A 21,825-nucleotide genomic window follows, 5' to 3' on the forward strand; every position below is an offset into this window, starting at 1 on the left:
TACAAGGTAGGCCACGCCGTCGCGGTGCAGGGGGTCGCAGCGGCCGACCCACATCCTTTCTGGAGAGAGAGACGGATGAATTGCCTGCACCGCCATCCTTTGGTTTTCGCGGTTTCCTTGTCCTTGCTGGCCGGTTCGCCCGCGCTGGCCATCGCCCAGCAGGCCGCGCCCGCTGCCCCCGAGTCCGCCACCACCCTGGACAGCGTCCAGGTCACCGGCACGCGCATCCGCAAGGCCGAGTTGGAGGGCCAGGTGCCGGTGCAGACGCTGAGCCGCGCCGACATCGAACGCACCGGTCTGACCTCGATCGGCGACGTGCTGCAGGAACTGACCGCCTCCGGCTCGGCGTTGAACACCAAGTTCAACTCCTCCGGCAACTTCGGTTTCCCGCCCGACGGCAGCGGCGTCGGTGCCGGCTCGGCGCAGGTGGATCTGCGCCATCTGGGCGCCAAGCGCGTGCTGGTGCTGGTCGACGGCATGCGCTGGGTCAACGAGTCCTCGGCGTCCGGCGTGGGCGCGGCCACCGATCTCAACACCATTCCGCTGGCCATCGTCGAGCGCATCGAAGTGCTGGAGGACGGCGCCTCCTCGCTGTACGGCTCCGATGCGATCGCCGGTGTGGTCAACATCATCACCCGGCGCAAGTTCGACGGCGGCCAGGTCACGCTGAACTACGGCCAGTTCGACAAGGGCGACGGCGCCAGCAAGGGCGTGGACCTGGCCTGGGGCCACAGCACCGAGCGCACCAGCCTGTTCCTCGGCGCCAGCTACACCAAGCAGGATCCGATCTACGCGCGCGACCGCAAGCAGTCGCTGTATCCGGTGCCGGGCACCGGGCTCAGCTTCGGCAGCTCGGCCACGCCGGACGGCCGTTTCATCTTCGTCGATCCGATCACCGGCGCCGAGCAGGACCTGACCCCGAACAGCGGTGCCGGCGCCCCGACCTACGACGGCAGCGCCGGCTGCACGCGCAGCGACGGCTACCACTGCTTCGGCACCAGCGACCGCTACAACTTCGCCGCTTCCAACCTGTTGCTGACCCCGTCCGAGCGCAAGGGCGTGTTCGGCCAGTTCCGCTACTTCTTCAACGACGACGTGCAGTGGTACCTGAAAGTGCTCGGCAACCGCCGCGAATCGACCAACCAGGCCGGGCCGGAGCCGATCTTCCTCGGCCCCGATGCCGGCACCGGCAATCCGCTGGCCGACAACATCGTCATTTCCGCGGCCAATCCGTACAACCCGTTCGGTTTCGACCTGGATTCGTCCAGCAACCTGATCATGATCGGGCGGCGGCCGGTGGAAGGCGGTGCGCGCGTGTTCGAGCAGCGCGTGGACACCCAGTACGTGGGCACCGGCTTCATCGGCAGCTTCGAGAGCGCCGACCGCACCTGGTTCTGGGACGTCAACGGCGCCTACAGCAAGAACAAGGCCGAGCAGACCAACTACGGCAGCTACAACATCTACAACATCAACCTGGCGCTGGGCGACCCGGCGGCCTGCGCGGCGGTGGCCGGCTGCGTGCCGCTGGACATCTTCGGCGGCGCCGGCAGCATCACCCCGGAAATGCTGCGCTGGATCCAGCCGGTGGTGCGCGACCGCAGCCAGAACGAGCTCACCCAGTTCACCGCCAACCTCAGCAGCGACCTGTTCACCCTGCCGGCCGGCGCGGTGTCCTTCGCCACCGGCGTGGAATACCGCAAGTACGAAGGCTGGTACCAGCCCGATCCGCTGACCGTGATCGGCCACTACAACGGCGTGCCGTCGTTGCCGACCGAGGGTAGTTACGACGTCAAGGAGGCCTACCTCGAACTGAGCGTGCCGATCTTCGCCGACTCGCCGCTGGGCGACAAACTGGACCTGAGCCTGGCCGGGCGCTATTCGGATTACTCCACTTTCGGCGGCGAGTTCACCCCGAAGTACGGCCTGCGCTGGCAGGTGTCGCCGGACTTCGTGCTGCGCACCAGCTACGCTGAAGGCTTCCGCGCGCCGACCATCGGCGAACTGTACGGCTCGGCCGCGCGCGCCGACCTGACCCTGTCCGATCCGTGCTCGATCGGCCTGGGCGGCACCGCGCCGCGCGGCAGCGCAGCCAACTGCGCCGCGCTCGGCGTGCCGGCCGGCTACCAGCAGGCCAACTCGCAGATCTCGGTGACCACCGGCGGCAACCGCGCGCTGGAACCGGAGAAGGCGCGCAGCTTCAGCGCCGGCTTCGTGTGGAGTCCGTGGTTCGCCAGCAACGTGCCGTGGTCGGACCGCTTCGACGTCGAGGTGACCTTCTACCGCCACGACATCGACGGCGCGATCCAGGCGATCAATGCGCAGACCCAGCTCGACCTGTGCGCGGACACGCTGGACGCGACCTATTGCGACGGCATCACCCGCGCCTCCACCGGCGGCATCAACGGCTTCAACAACCGGCTTACCAACCTCGGCTCGATCAAGACCGACGGTTGGGACGTGGACCTGTTCTGGACCTCGCCGCAGACCGCGGCCGGGCGGCTCAAGATCGGTTGGCAGAACACCTTCGTCACCCGCTACGTCGCCACCGGCGCCGCCGGCCAGGTGCAGCCGCAGGAACCGGGCGTGGAAGTGGTGGACAGCTCGATCCCGGAGTGGACCAGCAATCTGACCCTGGACTGGTCGTTGAACCGCTGGAACGCCTCGTGGACGGTGCGGCACATTTCCGAACTGACCGAGCAGTGCGGCGACGCGGTGGCGTTCCCGGTGTGCAGCAACCAGACCGCCGGCACCAACACGCTGGACGCGATCACCTACCACGACGTGCAACTGGGCTACCGCTTCGACTGGATGAAAGGCCTGACCGTCAGCGGCGGCGTCAACAACGTGTTCGACAAGGATCCGCCGATCTGCCTGTCGTGCTCGCTCAACGGCTACGACGCGTCGACCTACGACATCCCAGGCGGCCGTTATCTGTACGTGCGTGCGGATCTGAAGTTCTAGGGCGCTTGCGCTTCGCCTGAAGCCGAATGTGGGAGCGATTCTTGGTGGCCTAGGCCATCCAGAGTCGCTCCCACAATTCCTTGCGAGTCGCCGCATTTCTGTAGGAGCGGCTTCAGCCGCGACCGGGCGTTACCGGTAATGTCCGGTCGCGGCTGAAGCAGCTCCTACAGGGACCTCGGCGGCAGCAGCACAGCGAATGCATTCCGCACAGGAAACCCAGCAGCTGGCTAGCGCAGCATCCCCTGCGGCACTTCGATCTCGGTCGCCACCGCCAGGTGGTCGGAGAACGCGGCGGGGAGCGCGCGTTGTTCGTTGCAGCGCAGGCCGTCGCTGACCAGGATGTGGTCGATCGCGCGCTGCGGGCGCCAGCTGGGGAAGGTCGGCACCACGCAGCCCGGCGGTTGCAGCCGGGTGCGCTTGTACAGGGCCTGCATTTCGGGCCGGTCGGCGACACAGTTGAAATCGCCCATCAGCACCGCGTTGGGATGGTCGGACAGCAATTCGGCGATGAACGCCAATTGCGAGGCGCGCGAGTTGGCGCCCAGCGATAGATGCGCCACCGCGATCGCCAATCCTTCCGCGCCGTCGCCGAACTTGGCCAGCAGCACGCCGCGCCCGCCGAGCCGGCCGGGCAGGGGATGGTCCTGCACTTCCACCGGCTCCAGCCGGCTGAGCAGGCCGTTGGCGCTGGAGGCCACGCCGCCCATGCGCCGGTTCGGCTGGTGGCTCCAATAGTTGAAGCCGGCGCGCTCGGCCAGGTAGTGGGTCTGGTTGGTGAAGCCCGAGCGCAGGCTGCCCGGGTCGCTTTCCTGCAGGCCGACGATGTCGTGCCCGCGGGCCAGCTGCGCGATCGCATCCAGGCTGCTTCGCTTGCTTCCCGCCGGCAGCGCATGCGACCAGCTGCGGGTCACGTAATCGCTGTAGCGGCGCGTGCTGGAGCCGGCCTGGATATTGGCGGTGAGCACGCGCAGCGTGCGGGTGGCGGGAGCGGTCACGGCAGAGCGGCCTGGTGGGAGCGGGAGCTTACTTGGCCAGCGCCGCACGCTCGCGCGCGATCAGGTGATCGGCGATGCGCAGGATGTCGTTGTAGTCCTTGCCCTTGACCAGGTACTTGCCGTTGACGATCAGCGACGGCGTGCCGGTGATGCCGCTGCGCATGGCGAATTGCTTGGCGCGGCTGGTCTTGGTGCTGACCGCGAAGCTACCCATGGTGTCGGCGAACTGCTTGGCGTCCACCCCGTACTTGGCGTAGAAGCCGGCGATGTCCTCAACCGAGTCCTTGCCGCGCTCGCCCTTGAGGGTCTCGTCGACGTGGATCGCCTTGTACAGCGCCTCGTGGGTCTTTTCCTGCACGCCCAGCGTCTCGGCAGCGTAGAACGCGCGCGCATAGTCGTCCCAGGGGCCACCGAACATCGCCGGCACGTAGACGAAGTGCACATCCGACGGCAGGCCGGCCTTCCACGGGCCGATCAGCGGCTGGAAGCGCGCGCAGGCCGGGCACACGTAGCCGAACACTTCGGCCACTTCGATCTTGCCATTGGTCGGCTGGAACGGCTGGCCGCCCGCGATGTCGACATAGTCGGTGCCGGCGACCGGCTCGGCCCCGCTCGGCGCACGCGCCGCGACCGGCGCGGCAGGCGCATCGGCGGCAGGCGGCGCAGCGGCATTGGTAGCCAGGGTGGAGGCGGTGTCGGCAGTGGCGGCCGGCGCGGCGTCGCTGGCGGGCGCAGCCGGCGCTGCGGCAGGCGCGTCGGCGGCCGGGGCGACGGTGTCGGCAGAGCCGTCCTGGGCCTTGCATGCGACCAGGATCGGCAGCAGGGCCATCAGGGTCAGGGCGAAGCGGGTCTTCATCGGCGACATCTCCAGCAGGATGGGGGGCAGAACGCCGGCCGCGCCGAAACGCGCGGCAGGCAACCCCGGCATGATGCCATGGCGTGGATGAAGCGCCGTGTTGCGGGTTAGGGCGGGATTACTTGCCCGCGCGCTCGCGGGCGACCAGCGCATCGGCGATGCGCAGCATGTCCTGGAAATTCTTGCCCTTGACCAGGTACTTGCCGTTGACCACCAGCGCAGGGGTGCCGGGGATATCGCTGCGCGCGGCGAAGTCGCGCGCGGCCTTGACCTGCGCGGCCACCTGCGGGCTGCTGTAGGCGGCGACGAAGTCCTGCGGCTTGACCCCGTACGCGGCATAGAACGCGGCCAGCTCTTCCGGCGCCACGTTCTGGACCGGCACGCTGTGCTTGTCGTGGATCGCCTCGAACAGGTCATGGTGGCTGCGGGTCTGCACGCCCAGCTTCTGCGCGGCATAGAAGGCGCTGGCGAAGCTGTCCCAGAAACCGCCGAACGCGGCCGGCACCAGGGTCACCCGCACGTCCTTGCCCTGCTTGCGCGTCCACTCTTCCAGGATCGGCTCGAAGTGCGCGCAGTGCGGGCAGGTGTAGCCGAACACCTCCACCACTTCGATCTTGCCGGCCAGCGGCGCGAACGGCTGCGGCTTGGCGATCAGCGCGTAGTCCTCGCCTTCGACCAGGGCGGCGGTCTTGGGCTGCGCGCAGGCGCTCAGCGGCAACAGGGTGAGCAGGCACAGCAGCAGGCGGGGCAGACGGTTCATGCGATCTCCATGGCAAAAAACGAACGCCGGTCGTGACGACCGGCGCGAGGGGGAAACGGTCCGGCGCCGCGACGGCGGCGCACGCTCAGGATTGTTGCGCAGGCGCCGCCTGTTGCGGCGCGGCCGCTGCCGGCGCGGCCTGCGCCGCGGCCGCGTCGTCGGCACGGTCGTGCAGGCCCTGCAGATAACTGCCCAGCGCTTTCATCTCCTGCTCGGTCAGGGGCTTGGCCACCTGCGCCATGATCTTGAACATGGTCTGGTCGCGTTCCTGGGTGGTGCCGGACTGGTATTCCTGCAGACGCCGCGCCACGTAGTCGGCGTGCTGGCCGCCCAGGTGCGGATACGCCGGGCCGGGATTGCCGGCGCCGGTGGGGCCGTGGCAGGCCATGCACGCCGGAATCCCGCGCGCCGGATCGCCGCCGCGATACAGCTGCTGCCCGACCTCGTAGAACTTCATGCCGGCGTACGGGCCTTCACTGACCACCGCGTCGTCGGCGATGCCGGCACCGGCCTTCTGCGTGGCGAAGTAGGCGCCGATATCGCGCATGTCCTGCGCGCTCAGCGGCTGCACGAACGGCATCATCGCCGCCACCGCACCGGAGGTGCGCTCGCCGTGCGCGATCAAGGCCATCTGCCGCGCGCTGTAGCGTTCGCTCTGGCCGGCGATGCGCGGATACATCGCCAGCGCCGGGTTGCCGTCGGCGCCATGGCAGGCGGCGCAGGCCGCGGCCTTGGCCTGGCCGGCCTTGGGATCGCCCCAGGCGACTTTGCCGACGTCGCCTTCCAGCGGCGCGGTGCGCACCGGTGCGTTGTCGGGAATGGGAACCACCGAGGTCTGCGCGAACGCGACCGCGGCGGCGATGGAAATTGCTAGACCGGCAAAGGCAAGAACGCGAGCGTGGCGCATTAGCTGAAGCTCCGTGTGACCCGACCCGCGGCTGCCAGGTCGGCCACCGCACTCGCGCGATTATCCCTGTGCGGCGCCCTGCCGGTCAACGAACCCCGCCCGGAGCGGCGGACGTGCGATCCTAGCGCCATGTCGCTCCTCATTGAACGTGCCCAATACCTGCTTTCCGCCCACAATCCCCGGCAGCTGCCGGAGGACGGGGGCTGGGAGGTGGCCTTCGCCGGCCGCTCCAACGCCGGCAAATCCAGCGCGCTGAACGCGCTCACCCGGCAGAACGCGCTGGCCCGCGTGTCCAAGACCCCCGGCCGCACCCAGCAGCTGGTGTTCTTCCAGATCCAGCCCGAGCGCTATCTGGTGGACCTGCCCGGCTATGGCTACGCCAAGGTGCCGCTGGAGCTGCAGGCGCACTGGCAGTCGTTCATCGACAAGTATTTCCGCACCCGCGATGCCCTGCGCGGCCTGGTGGTGGTGATGGACATCCGCCACCCGCTGAAGGATTACGACCGGCAGATGCTCGGCTACGCGGTGCAGCGCGGGCTGCCAGCGCATGCGCTGCTGACCAAGGCCGACAAGCTCGGCCGCGGCCAGCAGGCGCAGGCGCTGCAGCAGGTGCGCAAGGACCTGTCCAGTTCCTTCGGTGACACGGTCAGCGTGCAGCTGTTTTCCGGCGAGACCCGCCAGGGCGTGGACGAGGCGCGTGGCATCGTCGGCGGCTGGCTGGGGCTGGACACGGAGCCGACCGCCGCGGAGTGAGCGCGGCGGCGCCGGACCTTCGGCGTCTTTTGCGCGGGGGCTGCTTGCGATCGATCGCGAGCGGCGGACGTGGCGGTCATTTCTGCGTTGGCTGCATCGCATGCGCGATGCTGGGCGCCCGCAGGGGCGGATGCGGGTACGGGCGCAGCCTCGTGCCCCCAACCCTGCGAGACGCTTTCGCGCCGTACCCTCACCCCAACCCCTCTTCCGGCGGGAGAGGGGCTAGCGGCTGTTCCTTCTGCCGTCGGGAGGAGGTGCCCCGCAGTGGCGGATGAGGGTACGGGCGCAGCCTCGTGCACCCAAACACCGCGAGACGCTTCGCGCCGTACCCTCACCCCAACCCCTCTCCCGGTGGGAGAGGGGCTAATCGGCTGTTCCCTTCTCCCGTCGGGAGAAGGTGCCCCGCAGGGGCGGATGCGGGTACGGGCGCAGCCTCGTGCACCCAACTTTCCGAGTCGCTTTCGCGCCGTACCCTCACCCCAACCCCTCTCCCGGTGGGAGAGGGGCTAGTCGGCTGTTCCCTTCTCCCACCGGGAGAAGGTGCCCCGCAGGGGCGGATGAGGGTACGGGCGCAGCCTCGTGCATCCAAACTCCGCGAGACGCTTCGCGCCGGACCCTCACCCCAACCCCTCTCTCCCACGGGACTTCCTTCGGTCGCCGAGGAGAGAGAGGCTCAGGCGCACCGCGGCTGTTCTTCCTTCTCCCACCGAAAGCAGGCCGCCCTCAAGGCATAGCCGGCAACGGCGCGAACTCGGCCGGGACCCAGGCGAACGCATCGTTATCGCGGCGAACATGGCCCAGGCCCGGGAACGGCAGATGCGCGCCGGCCACCCACCAGCCGCCATCGGCGGCCTGGGCCATGGTCCGCTTGCGCGCGGCGATCGCCGCGGCGCGGTCGCTGTCGGCCTCGTACGATGCCTGCGGCTGCGCGAACTGCACCGCGTGGTAGTGCACCAGATCGCCCCACACCAGCAACTGCTGGCCGCTGCCGCCATCGAAGCGATAGGACACGTGGCCGGGCGTATGCCCATGCGTATCCAGCGCCACCGCGCCGCCGGGCAACGCATCGCCGGGGTGGAAGCGGCGGAGCCGGTCCTTGGCCTGGTACGGCGCCGCCGCCGCGCGCGCCAGCGGGAACGCGAACTTCAGCATCTGCGGTGCGCTCGCTTCGCTGGCTGGATCCAGCCAGTACGCAGCATCGGCCGCGCTCAGCCACACCGTGGCGTTGGGGTAGGCCGCCCGTCCCTGCGCATCGAGCAGGCCGCACATGTGGTCGGGATGCGCGTGAGTCAGCAGCACGTCGTCCACCTGCGCCGGCGCGTAGCCGGCCGCGCGCAGGTTCGCCAGCACCTGGCCCAGGCCGGGGCCGAAGCAGGCGGCGGTGCCGGTATCGACCAGGGTAAGGTGCGTGCCGTCCTGGATCAGGTAGGCGTTGACCGCGGTCTGCAGCCCCTTCTCGGTTTCCGGCACGTAGCGGTGGTCGAGCAGGCGCGCGATCGCGTCGCTGTCCAGATTGGACAACTGCGCCCGCGGCAGCGGCACGGTGCCGTCGAACAGCGCGGTGACGCGCAGTTTGCCGATCGCCTGGCGGTACACGCCGGGGACCTGCTGGACGGGCGCGGCCGGCGCGGCGGCATGGGCGGCCGGCGGCAGCGGCAAGGCGATCACGGCGGCCAGCGCCAGCAAGGCCAGCGGGCGCGATAGGGAAACAGGCATCGAGAGTTCCAGCGGAAGCGGCATTCGCCGCGGTGCCTGCATGCTGCGCGGACGGCGCTGCGCGATTCGCTCATTCGGCTGCGCGCGGCGCTCGCTGGATTGCGAACGGGTTCTAGTTGCCGATGCTCGCCGGATCCAGGCCGTAGCGCTGCTGGAAGCGCTGGCTGAAGCTGCGCGTGGACCGATAGCCCGCGCGCGCGGCCACCGTCTTCAGCGGCCAGCGGGTGGTGTAGAGCAGCTCCATCGCATGCGCCAGGCGCGCGTCAGTGATCAGTTCGCGCAACGACGTGCGCTCGCCGGCCAGGTGCCGGCGCAAGGTCGCGCCGCTCAGGCCGAGGCTGTCTTCCAGATCGCGCGATCGCCACGCGCGCTGCGGCTGGGCCGCGATCAAGTCGCGCACCTGCGCGGCGATGCTCGGGGCCGGCGGCAACAGCAAGCCGCCATGGCCGCGGCGGCAGAACGCGACCACCAGCGACGCCAGCGCCAGCCTGGCTTCGGTGTAGTGGCCGTCCTGCAGCGCCTGCCGCCACTGCAGCAGCGCGCTGCTGAACTCGACCGTGCGCAGCCGCGCGAGTTCCTCGCCGGCGGCCGGCAACGGTTCGTTCCACAGCGTGCGTGCGGCCGTCAGCGCTTCTTCGCACAATGGGATCACCGCGCTCAGATAGATGCCGCTGTGCGGGTCGGGGATATTCACTACGTCGATGCGGCAGCGCCGGGTGACCAGGAACAGATCGCCCGGCGCGAATTCCAGCGTCTGCGTTGCCGTGCGCACCTGCTTGCGGCCTTGCAGCAGGATCGCCAGCTGCGGCCGCGGAATAGCGACCGAGCTTGCGCCGTGTTCGCGGCGCGCGGTGATACAGGCGTAGCCTTCGGCGCGCTCGCACTCCGCCAGCGTCGCCAGTTGCGCGAGCAGCAGGAATTCGGGGTCGTGGGTGTCGGCCATCGTTGGCGATGCTACCGCAGTGCGCAGCGCCGCATGCGCGGCGTCGGCGCGCGATGCGGTCCGTGGTCGGCGCATTTCCGGTCAGAAGCGGTCGCGGCCGAAGGCGATTCCAGTCGCGACGGTGGTGTCGCCCTGGCGTTACGCGTCGCCGCCGCTTGATCGAGGCGGCCAGGCTCGCTGCCGTGCCGGAAAGGAATCTCCCTGGTCCAGGCTGCGCAGCGTCGGATCAGACCTGTACGCCGAACAGGCGGCCGACCGCGCCGGTGGCGAGCATCGCCGCCGCGCCCCAGAACACCACGCGCACCGCGCCGCGCACCCCGGAGGCGCCGCCGGCACGTGCCGCCAAGGCGCCGGTCAGCGACAGCCCGAGCAGCGTCGCCGCGACGGTGACCCACACCTGGCGCCCGGCCGGCGCCAGCAGCGCGGCCAGGATCGGCAGTGCCGCGCCGCAGCAGAACGCGGCCGCCGACGCCAGCGCGGCCTGCAGCGGGCGCGCGCGCAGGGTCTCGGTGATGCCCAGTTCGTCGCGCGCATGCGCGCCCAGCGCATCGTGCGCGGTCAGCTGCTCGGCGACCTGGCGCGCCAGCGCCGCGTCCAGCCCGCGCTGGCGGTAGATCCCGGCCAGTTCTTCCAGCTCGCTGTGCGGATCCTCGCGCAGTTCGCGGCGCTCGATCGCCAGGTCGGCGCGTTCGGTGTCCACCTGCGACTGCACCGAGACGTATTCGCCGGCGGCCATCGACATCGCGCCGGCGACCAGGCCGGCGATGCCCGTCGCCAGCACCGCCGGCGCCGGCGCGCCGCTGCTGGCCACGCCGACCACCAGCCCCGCCACCGACAGGATGCCGTCGTTGGCGCCGAGCACCGCGGCGCGCAGCCAGCCGGCGCGATCGGCGCGATGCAGTTCGGAATGGGCGGGGCGCATCGGGATGCCTGCCTGCATGGCGGAAAACAGGCCTGCAGCCTAGCCGAGCGCGGCGCGGCCGGCGGTGCTGCGTATCACTCTCGCCGGCGCCGACCGGGTGGATCCGTGGAATGCTGCAGCACCGCCGGTAGCGATGTGGGCTTGGCGCCGGTCACGCTATAGTGCGGGCCTTGCGAGGCGGGCGTTGCATCCCCACATCGCCTCATCTTCCGTGCGAGCCTGCCCTTGTCGAGCCCAAGCCACGTTGCCGAAACGCCGATCACCGACCGCAACGAACTGGTCGAGGTGTTGGCCTCCGGAGAAAAGCCCGAAGCGCAGTGGCGCATCGGTACCGAACACGAGAAGTTCGGCTTCCGCCTGGACGACCTGCGCCCGCCTACCTTCGAAGGCGAGCGCGGCATCGAGGCCCTGCTCACCGGCCTGACCCGCTTCGGCTGGGAGCCGGTGCGCGAAGGCGGGCACACCATCGCGCTGTTGCGCGACGGCGCCTCGGTGACGCTGGAACCGGCCGGGCAGCTGGAGCTGTCGGGCGCGCCGCTGGAAACCATCCACGACACCTGCGTGGAAGTGGGCAGCCACCTCAACGAGGTCAAGCAGGTCGCCGACGAGTTGCGCCTGGGCTTCCTCGGCATGGGCTTCCAGCCGAAGTGGCGCCGCGACGAAATGCCGTGGATGCCCAAGGGCCGCTACCAGATCATGAAGAACTACATGCCCAAGGTCGGTTCGCTCGGCCTGGACATGATGACCCGTACCTGCACGGTGCAGGTCAACCTGGACTACGCCAGCGAAGCGGACATGATCAAGAAGTTCCGCGTGTCGCTGGCGCTGCAGCCGATCGTCACCGCGCTGTTCGCCGACTCGCCGTTCACCGAGGGCAAGCCCAACGGCTACCTCAGCTACCGCTCGCACATCTGGACCGATACCGACGCCGACCGCACCGGCATGCTCGACTTCGTGTTCGAAGACGGGTTCGGTTACGAGCGCTACGTCGACTACCTGCTCGACGTGCCGATGTACTTCTCCTACCGCGACGGCACCTACGTCGACGCCAGCGGGCAGAGCTTCCGCGATTTCATGCAGGGCAAGCTGCCGGCGTTGCCGGGCGCGCTGCCGACGCTGCGCGACTGGTCCGATCACATGACCACCGCGTTCCCGGAAGTGCGCCTGAAGAAATACCTGGAAATGCGCGGCGCCGACGCCGGCCCGTGGGGCCGGCTGTGTGCGCTGTCGGCGTACTGGGTCGGCCTGCTCTACGACGATGCCGCGCTGGACGCGGCCTGGGACCTGGTCAAGGATTTCAGCCTGGTCGAACGCCACGCGCTGCGCGACGGCGTGCCGAAGCAGGCGCTGAAGCTGCCGTTCCGCAACGGCACCGTGCAGGACCTCGCCGCCGAGTCGGTGAAGATCGCCCTGAACGGCCTGCGCCGCCGCGCCCGTTTGAACGGCGACGGCCAGGACGAATCGCGCTTCCTGGAGCCGTTGGTGGAGATCCTGCACGCCGGCGAGACCGCGGCCGAGCGCAAGCTGGCGCTGTATCACGGGGCGTGGCAGGGCGATATCGATCGGGTGTTTCGCGAGTTTGCTTACTGAGCGTCAGCGCAGCGGCCCGACCAGCCGTTCTCGCCGATGCCGTGTCGTCCTGTGCGTGTCTGGATTCTATTCAAGATCAGTGGGTTGCAGGCCCTGTCGTAGGGGTGACGCCTCCGTGGCGGGTCGCTGACGTAGACGGGCTCCGGTCTGTCGCTCACGATGCATTCGCCAAATCCAGGGACGACGAGATGATCACGCAAAAACTTCGGCTCAAGAGAGGTTGGTCTCAGCAGCAGCTGGCCGACGTCAGTGGAACCAGCCTGCGCACGATTCAGCGCCTGGAAGCAGGTGCCAAGCCCAGCCTGGAAACGCTCAGGTCCTTGGCCGCGGTCTTCGATGTCTCCATCGAAGACTTGGGAGAGCCGGAAATGGCGAGCGCCGAAGACCGGGTCTCACCGCAGGAAGCGCTTGCCATGAAGTCCACCGGCCAGCTGCGAGAGTTCTACCTGCACATCGTTGTCTATCTCGTGGTATATGCTGCCGTCGTTGCAGTGCTCTTGTTGATCTCCCCCGACCATTGGTGGGCCGGATTGCTGCTGTGGCTCGTCTGGGGCGCTGGCCTCTCGATCCACGCGCTCAAGACCTTTTTGCTGGGCGGTGCGTGGGAGCGGCGCCAGGTCGAGCGAAGGCTGGGCCGGACCTAGTAGCGGTGTTTTCCGCGCGCCGCGAGTGCGGCGCCGACGGAAGGTTTGCGCTTGGCCAAGGCACTCGCTGAAAGCACTTTGCCGCGTGCGATTACTGGGGATCATGCAATGCCTGCGCGCGTGCGTTGGCTCTGCTCCGCGTTCGCCAGGAAGCGCGAACGCGGCAGTGCATCTCTTTGGCCATATCGCAGAAATTTCTGTAGCGTAGGCTGCGGTGAAGGGCTGCATCGGCGGTGTCGCCGCCTCTTCTTCCCATGCCGGGGTGCCACGTGTTCCGCAGTCCCGGGGCGTTGCAGAACGCGTAGGTTGGATTGGGCTTTTCGCTCTTTTGCGAATACAGTGCAAGGGGGGCGTGCAGTATTTCGGTCAAGTGGATGCATATCCAGCCTCCTGGAGCTATCCCGTTGAGGTTGTGATACGTGCTTTGGAGGATTTTCGGGCTAATGGCCTGCCGCCATCTTTCATTGCCTGGCATAACGATTAGGGCGCCAGTCAGGCGTCATGTCCTGGGCCTAAAAATTCATTCAAGCCGAACCCGCTTCGCGGGTCGGCTTAATTCAGGCGTAGTAGTCCATGATTAGATCCATCGCTCCCAAAGACAAAGGGATCCATTGGCACGTAGTGATTCGTCTGTCGGTCGCGCTTTGCGTAGTTGCCGTAACCGCTGGCGTGCTCTGGCCTCAGCCGCGCCGCTTACCCGTGCCGGCTCCCTTGGTCGAGCCATTAACCCCATGGGCACCAACACCGGCACTCGAGACATCCAATGACTTGGCTGTGCTCCGTACGGTGTTGTCCCGCTCCTGCGCAGGTAAAGGTTACAGCGTATTGGCGTCGGCGCCGGACAAGCCGGCAGGGCAGCGCAGTTCCGGAGGCCCTTCCGCGTTCCCGGCGGGGCTCCAATGTCGGGGCGTAAAGCTCGTCAATTCTGTGGAGTTGGATCGGCTGTTCGATCGTCCTTACCGCGGAAAGAAAGACTTCATCCACCAGGGGGGCTGGGGCAACTTCTATCAGGCTTATCCTGAGGCTTCTGGCATCATCCACCTGAGCCTACCTGCGTACACGTCCCCGAGGTCTGCAGTCGTAAAGCTTGGGCGCACCGGATGCTTTCTTTGCGGCGCAGGATGGGAAGTTGAGCTTGAGAAAATTGGTAACAAATGGGTGATTCGGCAAGAACGTCCAAGCTGGATCGCCTAACAATTCGTCCAGGTCGACGCCGCTTCGCGGCGCGGCTTCACTCAGGTGTTCGTCCGCAGGGGAGGGTTTGATGGTCGCCACACTAATGCTTCTTCTTGCCTTACAGAGTAATTTGGGTTCCGCTGTCACTCCGAGCGAGAACCCTGTGTTCGCGCCCATATACATAGAGGCTTGCACGCCACAAGCACCCCGCCAGACAATCAACTATCCACCTCAGCTAGTTGGAATTGACGTATTCGGTCAGGTAGAACTGGTGCTGTTCTTGAATCCGTGCGGCCAAGTGCGGCACGTGATCATTTCACGATCGTCAGGAGTTCCCGACCTTGATGTCGCAGCGGTGGAAAGCGCGAAGACTTGGGTAATTTCCCCTGGCCTCGCCAAGCTCCAACCCGGACGGGGAGGTTTAGTAAGGTTGCCAATTCAATTCGCGGGAGAATCGGAGCCATGAGCGCCGTGCGGCCTAACAATGCGTTAAAGCCGAACCGACTTCGTTATGCGGACCAGGCTGCCGGTAGAGCTTACGACTTGGTCCACTCGACTGCGCGGGCCGGCTTACCTTAGGCGTTAGACCCCATGACAGCACTCTCTTTGCTCGGGAAATCACTCAAGGACGAGGAGATCATCGACATCCTTGAGCAGTTTGACGTTGACGTTGTGTATTCCTTCGACAGGATCCACGAGAACATGCCAGATGTTTATTGGGCTGCAATCAAGTCTGCCGGGTTTCAATGCCGCGCTGGACGCGGCCTGGGACCTAGTCAAGGATTTCAGCCTGGTCGAACGCCACGCGCTGCGCTACGGCGTGCCGAAGCAGGCGCTGAAGCTGCCGTTCCGCAACGGTACCGTGCAGGAACTCGCCGCCGAGTCGGTGAAGATCGCCCTGAACGGCCTGTGCCGCCGCGCCCGCTTGAACGGCGACGGCCAGGACGAATCGCGCTTCCTGGAACCGCTGGTGGAGATCCTGCACGCCGGCGAGATCGCGGCCGAGCGCAAGTTGGCGCTCTATCACGGGGCGTGGCAGGGGAGTGTGGACCCGGTGTTTTCCGAGTTCGCCTACTGATCGGCATGCGCCGGCCGTGTTCGATGCGGCTGGCGGCAATGCGGAGCGAAGCCTCGCTCTGGAGAGCGGTTTCGTTCCCGATGCCAAAACGCGAAGCGACAATCATCGCCCGAGGTCAGATCGCGATCGCATCTGCGAGCATTCGTTTCCCTTTGGCAAGTTGAGGCGCAAGGCGATACAAGCAACTGGTGGTTCCGTGAAGTTCGGAAGGTTGTCCTTTAGTCGGCGCACTGCAGGAGCCGGCCATGCATAAGGCTTCAGGGGCAGACCACCTGTGCGTCACATGAGGCCGCACGGCAGTGATGCCTCGCATTTGTGCAAGCCGACGTTAACTCATATGTTGGGTGCTATGAAAAAAAAGGCCATTCGCCCCAAGATCGAAATTCTGCACCTCTCTACCGTGAGCCAGGGGTGCCAACTCGAGCTCAATACAGTCTTTTCCAACATATCGCACGCGCTGGCCAAGATCGTTGCGGATGATGCGGATGAATCACTTTGGGTTGAGATTAACGTCGGTGATCAGCCAGTTCAGATCCCGTTGGAGCTCGTGCGCGAGGCGGTGCATCTCGCCGAAGCGCATGTGCACTCTGAAACGTGGTACGAGACGCATGATTCCTCGGAATCCGGTGAGAGCGCCGCGGCTCACGGGCTCGGAAAGCGAGAATCCAGGCATGGAGCCTAACGGTTCGCCCAATCTGGCGCCGTTCACGGTTCGACTCAACTCAGGCCTCAGGTGTCGGAATGACGTCATTCGCGTTTGAGGCAAAGAGCGTCGCGGTGGCCCACCCCGAGGGTGAGTTCCATCTGGTCGGATTCGCCAATCACGAGTCCGATGTCGAATGCTACTTCATGCTTCAGCGCGCCCTGGAATTCGACGAGCAAGACGTTTCCCTTGGCATGGATACCTATCACGTCGAGTGGTGCGGCCAAGAAAATTCGGGCTATGACGGCATCTCTCGGTTCTTGCTTTTCCGCGACCACGCTGAGATCACGTTTGCTCCGGGCGGGGCGGGTGCACTGGGCGGCTTGGAGCTCCTCGGCATCTCCTTTGAGCTGACGCCTTCCGAGTACTCGGCGTTGTTGGAGGCTCTTGCCGACATCTTTGAGGGGAGCGGTTGCCTTGTCGTCGCCGATGCCCAATAGTCCCGTCAAGCCGATCCACTCCACGAGTCGAATCAATTCAGGCATTGGACGCACCATGAACATTCGCGGTATCGGCATCTGCTTGCTCGCGTTATCGTTGCCTCAGCAACTCGGCGCTACGAGCATCGACTTCTCCAGCATCGCATTCGCCCCCGGTCGCCCGATGCTGAGCGATTCGCTTGCGGATGCTGTTCAAGATCGGACGTTGTTGAAGGAAGCAATAGCGCTCAATCTCCAGTTGATTCGACGGGTGCCGCATATCAAGTATCAGGTCGCTGGCTATGCGGATGGAAAAGAGTGCACTGGTTCAGGATGTCACGACCTTGCATTGCGCCGAGCACGCCTGTTTCAAGCGGCGCTCATGGCCAGCGGTGCTCCAGCGCACATTTTCTGCCACCCGGCAGCGATGGATCGCCCTTGGCCCTCCAGCTACGTCCCTAGTGCCGACGAGCTCGTAATCGGGCGACAGGCTACCCTCCAGCCGGTATTCGATGGTTGCGCCTGACAATGCTCAATTCGACGCCGCTTTGCGGCGCGGCATGGCTCGGATACCTGCCTCCATGAAAATTTTCAGAAATTTATTTGCCAAAAGCACAGTGGGGCAGCGTCCCGAGTTTCCGGAGGGCATGCTCCGTGAAGCGAGAGCCAATCCGGGCGGATGGGTGTACGAGATATCGAGTCAGTACGACCCCAATGGCGCGGTTCCGCCTCACGCAATCAAGGGCGCCTGGCGCGTGGATGACCGAGGCGAAATCGTTTCCGGGAGCTACACACCCAATCCCAACTTCCGGTCGGAGCCGTAGTGCTTCCAGTCACACGCAGGTGCATCGTGCGGTTCAGCGCCGCGCCCAACCCCTCATTCCAGCCGGAGCCGCATCGCGGCTCGGCCTAGTTCAGGCGCAAACGCAATGGGAACGCTTCGAAGGCTTGCGGCGGCTCTTCTCCTGGCGGTGGGAACTGTCGCAGCTTTGCTGGGGGCTTTCCAGGTCGTTCGCGTTCTTTGGGCCATGGCTCATCCGCCAGAAGGCGTGTTCGAGCCGCTCGTACCTTTGGTTGTAGGTGGCCTGGCGTTGTTGGTGGGCCTTTGGCTGCTCAAGGTCGGGCGCGCGTTGCGACCGGCTGACGGGACTGGCTCCGACTAGTTCGCCTCTGCTCGCCTTGGGTCATACAATCCATGCAAGTCAAACCGGCTTTGCGGATCGTCTAACTCAGGCGGTGGATGCCATGTCCAAATTTAGCGTGCTTTTCGGTATCGGCATCTGCTTTGTGCTGTCTGCCACTTCATGCAAGCTGCACCGGGGAAGAACCGACCCCTGCTCCACGATCATCCAACTCCGATGACGCGGTTGCCCATCCTGCGGCTCAGGACAATTTGCCTGCCAATGTCCGTACGATCATCGCAGCCATTCGCGCACGAACGTCTCTGGGGGGGGGGCTACGATCCGAAGTACTACTCCATCGCCTACCCGGGTGGCGATGTTCCCAACGATCGCGGTGTTTGCATCGACGTCGTCATTCGAGCCTACAGGCATCTCGGGATCGATTTACAGCAACTGATTCATGAGGACATGCGGCAGAATTTCTCTGCGTATCCGCGACTGTGGGGGAACACATCAACCGACAGGTCCGTGCATGGGTAGCGATGAACATCATTAGCAGGCTTTTCGCCAACTTTTCCTGGCCGATCTACTGTCGCAGCTATCTTGTCACGCTGGGTGCGCTCTTCATCGGATTGGGTTACTTGCTCGTGGAGCGCCAATTGGCGGGCGTCGGTGCGCTTTCTCCAGGCTATCAGCTTGGACTTGTGCTTGCCTTGTTCATCGGAATCCTGCTGGTGCTCGCGGGCCTGCTAGGTTCGTCCCGCCTGATCCAGGGCTGGGCCGACAGTTGGTCAGGACACGAGATCGCGCTCGTGCTCATGCTTCTGGCGATCCCTTTGTACTTCGTGCTGGTTCCAATCTATCGACGTCGCTAGGCTGTCGCCGCGCTGCTTATTCAGATCCATGTCGCTCCGCAACGCCGCTTATTTGGGGGAGGAACGGCATGCGTGCCACCTTGCTGGACAAGTCTGGTTGATGTCTTGCATGGAGCGCTGCACGTCGCGGCGCGACGAGCAACGCCGCCGCTACCTCAGCTCGCCGCCGCCTGGCACGGCAATTCCACGCATACCCGCAAGCCGCCTTCGGGGCGGTTGGTCAGGGTGATCTCGCCGCCGTGGGCGAGGACGATGCTGTGCGCGACCGACAGGCCCAGGCCGATGCCGCCGGTGTCGCGGTTGCGCGAGTTCTCGCCGCGGAAGAACGGCAGGAACAGCTGCTCGTGTTGGGCTGGGTCGATGCCGGGGCCGTCGTCGTCGATCCACAGCACGCAGTCGGCGCCGTCACGGTGCAGTTGCAGGCGCGCGCGCTTGCCGTACTTCAATGCGTTCTCCAGCAGGTTCATCACCATCCGTCGCAGCGACAACGGATCGCCATCGAGGGTAATGGCCTGGCCGGCGATGAAGCTGGCCTCGGCGCCGGTGTCGCTGGCGTCGTCGACCACGCTCTCCACCAATAGGCGGAAATCCAGCGGTGCGCGGGTGCCGCGGCGGCTGTCGTTATGGATGAAGTCCAGCGCGGCGGAGATCATCGCCTTCATCTCGTCGATGTCGGCGATGGTCTTGTCGCGCAGCGGCGGCTGCAGGCCTTCCAGGCGGAACGCCAGGCGCGCCAGCGGGGTGCGCAGGTCGTGGGCGATCGCCGCGACCATGTGCGTGCGCTCGTTGATCAGGCGGTTCAGGCGCGCCTGCATGGCGTTGAACGAGTCGGCCGCCTGTACGATTTCGCTGGGGCCGCTGCGCTGCAACGGCTCCGCATCGGGATTGCGGCCGAGCCGGTCGGCGGCTTCGGCGAAGCGCTTGATCGGTGCGGCCAGCGCGCGCGAGAACCACCACGCCAGCGGCAGCATCGCCAGCAGGCCGGCGACGAACAGCAGTGCGACCTGGGTCTTGAACGCGGTGGAGAAGCGTCGCGGCGGCGATACCACGCTGCGCCAGCGCCCGTCGGGCTGCTGCAGTGCGGCGGTGAAGCCGCCCAGCAGCGGCGACGCCGGGGCCAGCCCGCGCTCGCGCCAGCGCGAACCCGCCGCGCGCATCGCGCTGCCGAACGCGTCAGGATTGGCCTCGCCCGGTGGTGCCGGTGGCGGCTGTTGCGGGTCGGCTTCGCTGTCGAAGGGCGCCTGCGGCGGCACGCCGGGATCGGCGAACGGCGGCGGTCCATCGTGCAGGAAGCGCGCGTCGCCGGGCGGTCCGGAGCGAGAGCGCAGGCGATTCTCGTCTTGTGGCGAGAAATTCGGGTTGGGCAGCTTCTCGTCGCTGCTGCGATAGAAGCGGACCTGTTCCGGCGCCACGTCCAGCCAGTTGGTCAGCATGAACTCGGCGAAGCGGTCGCGCACCTGCCCCGGCGCCGGCAGCGGTGCCTGCCTGGAATCGTGCACCTTCAAGGTCTGCGTGCCGGCCGGCATCTTGGTGGTCAGCAGCGCGATCACTTCCGGCGGATGCACCGGCATTTCGTAGACCGGCGTGCGCAACACCAGCAGGGCGATGCCGATCAGCTGTGCGGTCAGCAGGGCGGCCAGCAGCAGCAGGAAGGTGCGGGCGAAGATCGAGACGCCGCGGCGGCCCCGCTGCTTGGGCGCGCTCACAGCCGGGCGACGCTCGGCAGCAGCATGTAGCCTTCGTTGCGCACGGTGCGGATCAGTTCGGTCTGCACGCGTTCGTTGATCTTGCGCCGCAGGCGGCTGATCTGGCTGTCGATGGCGCGGTCGTAGACCTCGGTGTCGCGGCCGCGCGCGTAGTCGAGCAACTGGTCGCGGCTGAGCACCCGCTGTGGATGCTCGACGAAGGTGCGCAGCAGGGCGAATTCGCCGTCGGAGAGGTTGATGAAGATGCCAGTGGGATCGCGCAGGTCGCGGCGGATCACGTCCAGGCGCCAGCCAGCGAATTCGTAGACGTTGCCGCGCGCTTCCGGCGGCAGCGACGCCGCCTGGCTGCGGCGCAGCAGCGCGCGCACCCGCGCCAGCAGTTCGCGCGGATTGCATGGCTTGGCCAGATAGTCGTCGGCGCCCACTTCCAGGCCGATGATGCGGTCGGTGTCGCTGCCCAGCGCGCTGAGCATGATCACCGCCGGCGCACCGCGCTCGCTGGCCAGCTGCCGGGCGGCGCTGAGGCCGTCTTCGCCGGGCATCATCACGTCCAGGATCACCAGGTCGGGCTGGCGTATCGCCATCAGCCTGCGCATGTCCGCGACATTCTCGGCAGCTTCCACCTGGTAGCCGTGCTCTTGCAGGAACTCGCTGATGAGCCGGCGCAGATCGGGGTCGTCGTCGACTACCAGAATGAAGGATTGCATATCCATGATCTTGAAGGGCGGCCGCTCGGAGTACAGCCAGTCTAGACGCGGCCGCTGCCGCCGGTAACTGGTGCGGGCAGGCCGTCGCTGCCGGAAGCAAGCGGGCGCATGATCGCGGCGCCATGATAGGGAGTGGCGACGGTGGCCTCATGGCGGGTTTGTGTCGTATTCAGCCATGCGTTGACACAAAACGCTGACGCGCCGGCGCCTCGCAGCCGACCATGGCGGCATCAAGCCGGCGTCAGCGGGCGTCAGCGGGCGTCGGCATTGCCGCGCGCCTCGATCGCGCACCGCTATTTCTGCCATAACGACGCGGCTTTCGCGGCGCGCTTCCAGGTCGCGGTGCTGACCGAGTCGGCGCCTGCCAAGGCGGCCGATGCGGCGCGTCGCTGCCATGAGCTTTCCGACGCCGGCGCGGTGTCTGCGGTTGCGCCGCAGTCGGCGGCCGAGCGGCGCTGCGCTGCGTGCGTCGTGCTCGGCAAGCGCGCTTTCCCACGTGTCGCGCGGCGACAACGGCGCGCGATATCGGCATGAAACGATGCCGTGCGTGGATGCATTGGCGAGCGGGCCGCGGGGAGCGAGGCGCGGCGCCGTCGGCGCACCGCGCCCATTGTCTATTTTCACCACCCGCCATCAGGAGGAGGCATGCCTAGCATGACATCGCATCGAGTCGCCAAAGCGGCGCTGACCCTAGTGTTGAGTGCCGCGCTGAGCGGCTGCGTCACCGTCTGTGTCGGTGGCCCCGCCGCGCCGCCGCCGCCGCCGGATGGCGGGCCGCATCACGGCCCCGGTCACGGAGTGGGCGGGGGACCGGGCCACACTCAGCCGCCGCCGCGCGACCCGGCGTTCGAGGCCGCGGTGCAGTCCTGTGCGCGCGAACTCGGGCTGCCGCTGCCTGGACGGCCGCCGGGTCCGTCTCCGGCCGCTGCCGGCGCGAGTACGGGTGCCCCAGCCAATGGTGGCGCGCGGTCGGCTGGCGCTGGGCCGGATCCG

Annotated in this window: 19 protein-coding genes and 3 pseudogenes; 12 read left to right on the forward strand and 10 right to left on the reverse strand. The window is 66.7% G+C overall.

Annotated elements, in window-relative coordinates; all coding sequences use genetic code 11:
* Positions 1-75 precede the first annotated feature (75 nt).
* Positions 76-2,961: a TonB-dependent receptor gene (locus HEP73_RS04130; RefSeq protein ID WP_185822221.1), complete on the forward strand. Its 2,886-nt coding sequence runs from the start codon at positions 76-78 to the stop codon at positions 2,959-2,961.
* Positions 2,962-3,188: 227 nt separating this feature from the next.
* Here the strand turns inward: HEP73_RS04130 and HEP73_RS04135 are convergent, their stop codons facing one another.
* The 4 genes from HEP73_RS04135 to HEP73_RS04150 all read right to left on the reverse strand — a co-directional run bounded on the left by HEP73_RS04135 (position 3,189) and on the right by HEP73_RS04150 (position 6,479).
* A complete protein-coding gene (locus HEP73_RS04135) occupies positions 3,189-3,956 on the reverse strand; it encodes an endonuclease/exonuclease/phosphatase family protein (protein WP_185822222.1) in 768 nt (255 codons plus the stop codon).
* 28 nt (positions 3,957-3,984) lie between these two features.
* Positions 3,985-4,812, reverse strand: coding sequence for a thiol:disulfide interchange protein DsbA/DsbL (locus tag HEP73_RS04140; protein ID WP_185822223.1), 828 nt, complete (start codon positions 4,810-4,812; stop codon positions 3,985-3,987).
* A gap of 118 nt (positions 4,813-4,930) precedes the next feature.
* Positions 4,931-5,572, reverse strand: coding sequence for a thiol:disulfide interchange protein DsbA/DsbL (locus tag HEP73_RS04145; protein ID WP_185822224.1), 642 nt, complete (start codon positions 5,570-5,572; stop codon positions 4,931-4,933).
* 85 nt (positions 5,573-5,657) lie between these two features.
* Positions 5,658-6,479, reverse strand: coding sequence for a c-type cytochrome (locus HEP73_RS04150; protein ID WP_185822225.1), 822 nt, complete (start codon positions 6,477-6,479; stop codon positions 5,658-5,660).
* Positions 6,480-6,608: 129 nt separating this feature from the next.
* On the opposite strand from HEP73_RS04150, the gene yihA reads away from it, so the two are divergent.
* Positions 6,609-7,232: a ribosome biogenesis GTP-binding protein YihA/YsxC gene (gene yihA, locus HEP73_RS04155; protein WP_185822226.1), complete on the forward strand. Its 624-nt coding sequence runs from the start codon at positions 6,609-6,611 to the stop codon at positions 7,230-7,232.
* A 723-nt stretch (positions 7,233-7,955) separates the two neighbouring features.
* On the opposite strand, the gene HEP73_RS04160 is transcribed toward yihA, so the two are convergent.
* The 3 genes from HEP73_RS04160 to HEP73_RS04170 all read right to left on the reverse strand — a co-directional run bounded on the left by HEP73_RS04160 (position 7,956) and on the right by HEP73_RS04170 (position 10,813).
* Positions 7,956-8,948, reverse strand: coding sequence for an MBL fold metallo-hydrolase (locus HEP73_RS04160; RefSeq protein WP_185822227.1), 993 nt, complete (start codon positions 8,946-8,948; stop codon positions 7,956-7,958).
* A 112-nt stretch (positions 8,949-9,060) separates the two neighbouring features.
* Positions 9,061-9,891, reverse strand: a complete 831-nt coding sequence (locus tag HEP73_RS04165) for a helix-turn-helix transcriptional regulator (protein ID WP_185822228.1) — start codon at positions 9,889-9,891, stop codon at positions 9,061-9,063.
* A gap of 226 nt (positions 9,892-10,117) precedes the next feature.
* Positions 10,118-10,813 carry a VIT1/CCC1 transporter family protein gene (locus HEP73_RS04170; RefSeq protein ID WP_185822229.1) on the reverse strand — a complete coding sequence of 232 codons (696 nt, stop codon included), beginning with the start codon at positions 10,811-10,813 and terminating at the stop codon, positions 10,118-10,120.
* 225 nt (positions 10,814-11,038) lie between these two features.
* On the opposite strand from HEP73_RS04170, the gene HEP73_RS04175 reads away from it, so the two are divergent.
* The 9 genes and pseudogenes from HEP73_RS04175 (at position 11,039) to HEP73_RS04215 (ending at position 18,419) form a co-directional block, all read left to right on the forward strand.
* Entirely contained in the window at positions 11,039-12,403 is a 1,365-nt protein-coding gene (locus HEP73_RS04175; RefSeq protein ID WP_185822230.1) for a glutamate--cysteine ligase, read from the forward strand.
* Between the two features lie 188 nt (positions 12,404-12,591).
* Positions 12,592-13,047: a helix-turn-helix domain-containing protein gene (locus HEP73_RS04180; protein ID WP_185822231.1), complete on the forward strand. Its 456-nt coding sequence runs from the start codon at positions 12,592-12,594 to the stop codon at positions 13,045-13,047.
* Between the two features lie 1,279 nt (positions 13,048-14,326).
* Positions 14,327-14,689, forward strand: a complete 363-nt coding sequence (locus tag HEP73_RS22795) for a TonB family protein (RefSeq protein WP_458309674.1) — start codon at positions 14,327-14,329, stop codon at positions 14,687-14,689.
* Positions 14,690-14,968: 279 nt separating this feature from the next.
* Positions 14,969-15,301: pseudogene (locus HEP73_RS04190) on the forward strand (glutamate--cysteine ligase); the annotation flags it as partial.
* A gap of 349 nt (positions 15,302-15,650) precedes the next feature.
* A complete protein-coding gene (locus HEP73_RS04195) occupies positions 15,651-15,983 on the forward strand; it encodes a hypothetical protein (RefSeq protein WP_185822233.1) in 333 nt (110 codons plus the stop codon).
* Between the two features lie 59 nt (positions 15,984-16,042).
* On the forward strand, positions 16,043-16,444 hold the full coding sequence (locus tag HEP73_RS04200; RefSeq protein WP_185822234.1) for an Imm10 family immunity protein: 402 nt from the start codon (positions 16,043-16,045) through the stop codon (positions 16,442-16,444).
* Between the two features lie 55 nt (positions 16,445-16,499).
* Positions 16,500-16,949 carry a hypothetical protein gene (locus tag HEP73_RS04205; RefSeq protein WP_185822235.1) on the forward strand — a complete coding sequence of 150 codons (450 nt, stop codon included), beginning with the start codon at positions 16,500-16,502 and terminating at the stop codon, positions 16,947-16,949.
* Positions 16,950-17,826: 877 nt separating this feature from the next.
* Complete coding sequence (locus tag HEP73_RS04210) at positions 17,827-18,084, forward strand: DUF1287 domain-containing protein (protein WP_255423763.1); 258 nt, start codon at positions 17,827-17,829, stop codon at positions 18,082-18,084.
* A gap of 2 nt (positions 18,085-18,086) precedes the next feature.
* Positions 18,087-18,419: a hypothetical protein gene (locus HEP73_RS04215; protein ID WP_185822237.1), complete on the forward strand. Its 333-nt coding sequence runs from the start codon at positions 18,087-18,089 to the stop codon at positions 18,417-18,419.
* Between the two features lie 155 nt (positions 18,420-18,574).
* Here the strand turns inward: HEP73_RS04215 and HEP73_RS22800 are convergent.
* The 3 genes and pseudogenes from HEP73_RS22800 to HEP73_RS04225 all read right to left on the reverse strand — a co-directional run.
* A pseudogene (locus tag HEP73_RS22800) lies at positions 18,575-19,534 on the reverse strand (ATP-binding protein); the annotation flags it as partial.
* A 263-nt stretch (positions 19,535-19,797) separates the two neighbouring features.
* Positions 19,798-20,125, reverse strand: a pseudogene (locus HEP73_RS22805) (two-component sensor histidine kinase); the annotation flags it as partial.
* Positions 20,122-20,838 carry a response regulator gene (locus HEP73_RS04225; protein WP_185815272.1) on the reverse strand — a complete coding sequence of 239 codons (717 nt, stop codon included), beginning with the start codon at positions 20,836-20,838 and terminating at the stop codon, positions 20,122-20,124. The pseudogene HEP73_RS22805 and the gene HEP73_RS04225, both read right to left, overlap by 4 nt.
* 261 nt (positions 20,839-21,099) lie before the next feature.
* Between HEP73_RS04225 and HEP73_RS04230 the strand changes: the two genes are divergently transcribed.
* The gene (locus HEP73_RS04230) at positions 21,100-21,366 is read left to right on the forward strand and encodes a hypothetical protein (RefSeq protein ID WP_185822239.1); all 267 of its coding nucleotides are present in this window, start codon (positions 21,100-21,102) and stop codon (positions 21,364-21,366) included.
* The last annotated feature ends 459 nt before the right edge of the window (positions 21,367-21,825 follow it).

It is taken from the genome of Xanthomonas sp. GW (assembly GCF_014236815.1).
GTDB lineage: Bacteria > Pseudomonadota > Gammaproteobacteria > Xanthomonadales > Xanthomonadaceae > Xanthomonas_A.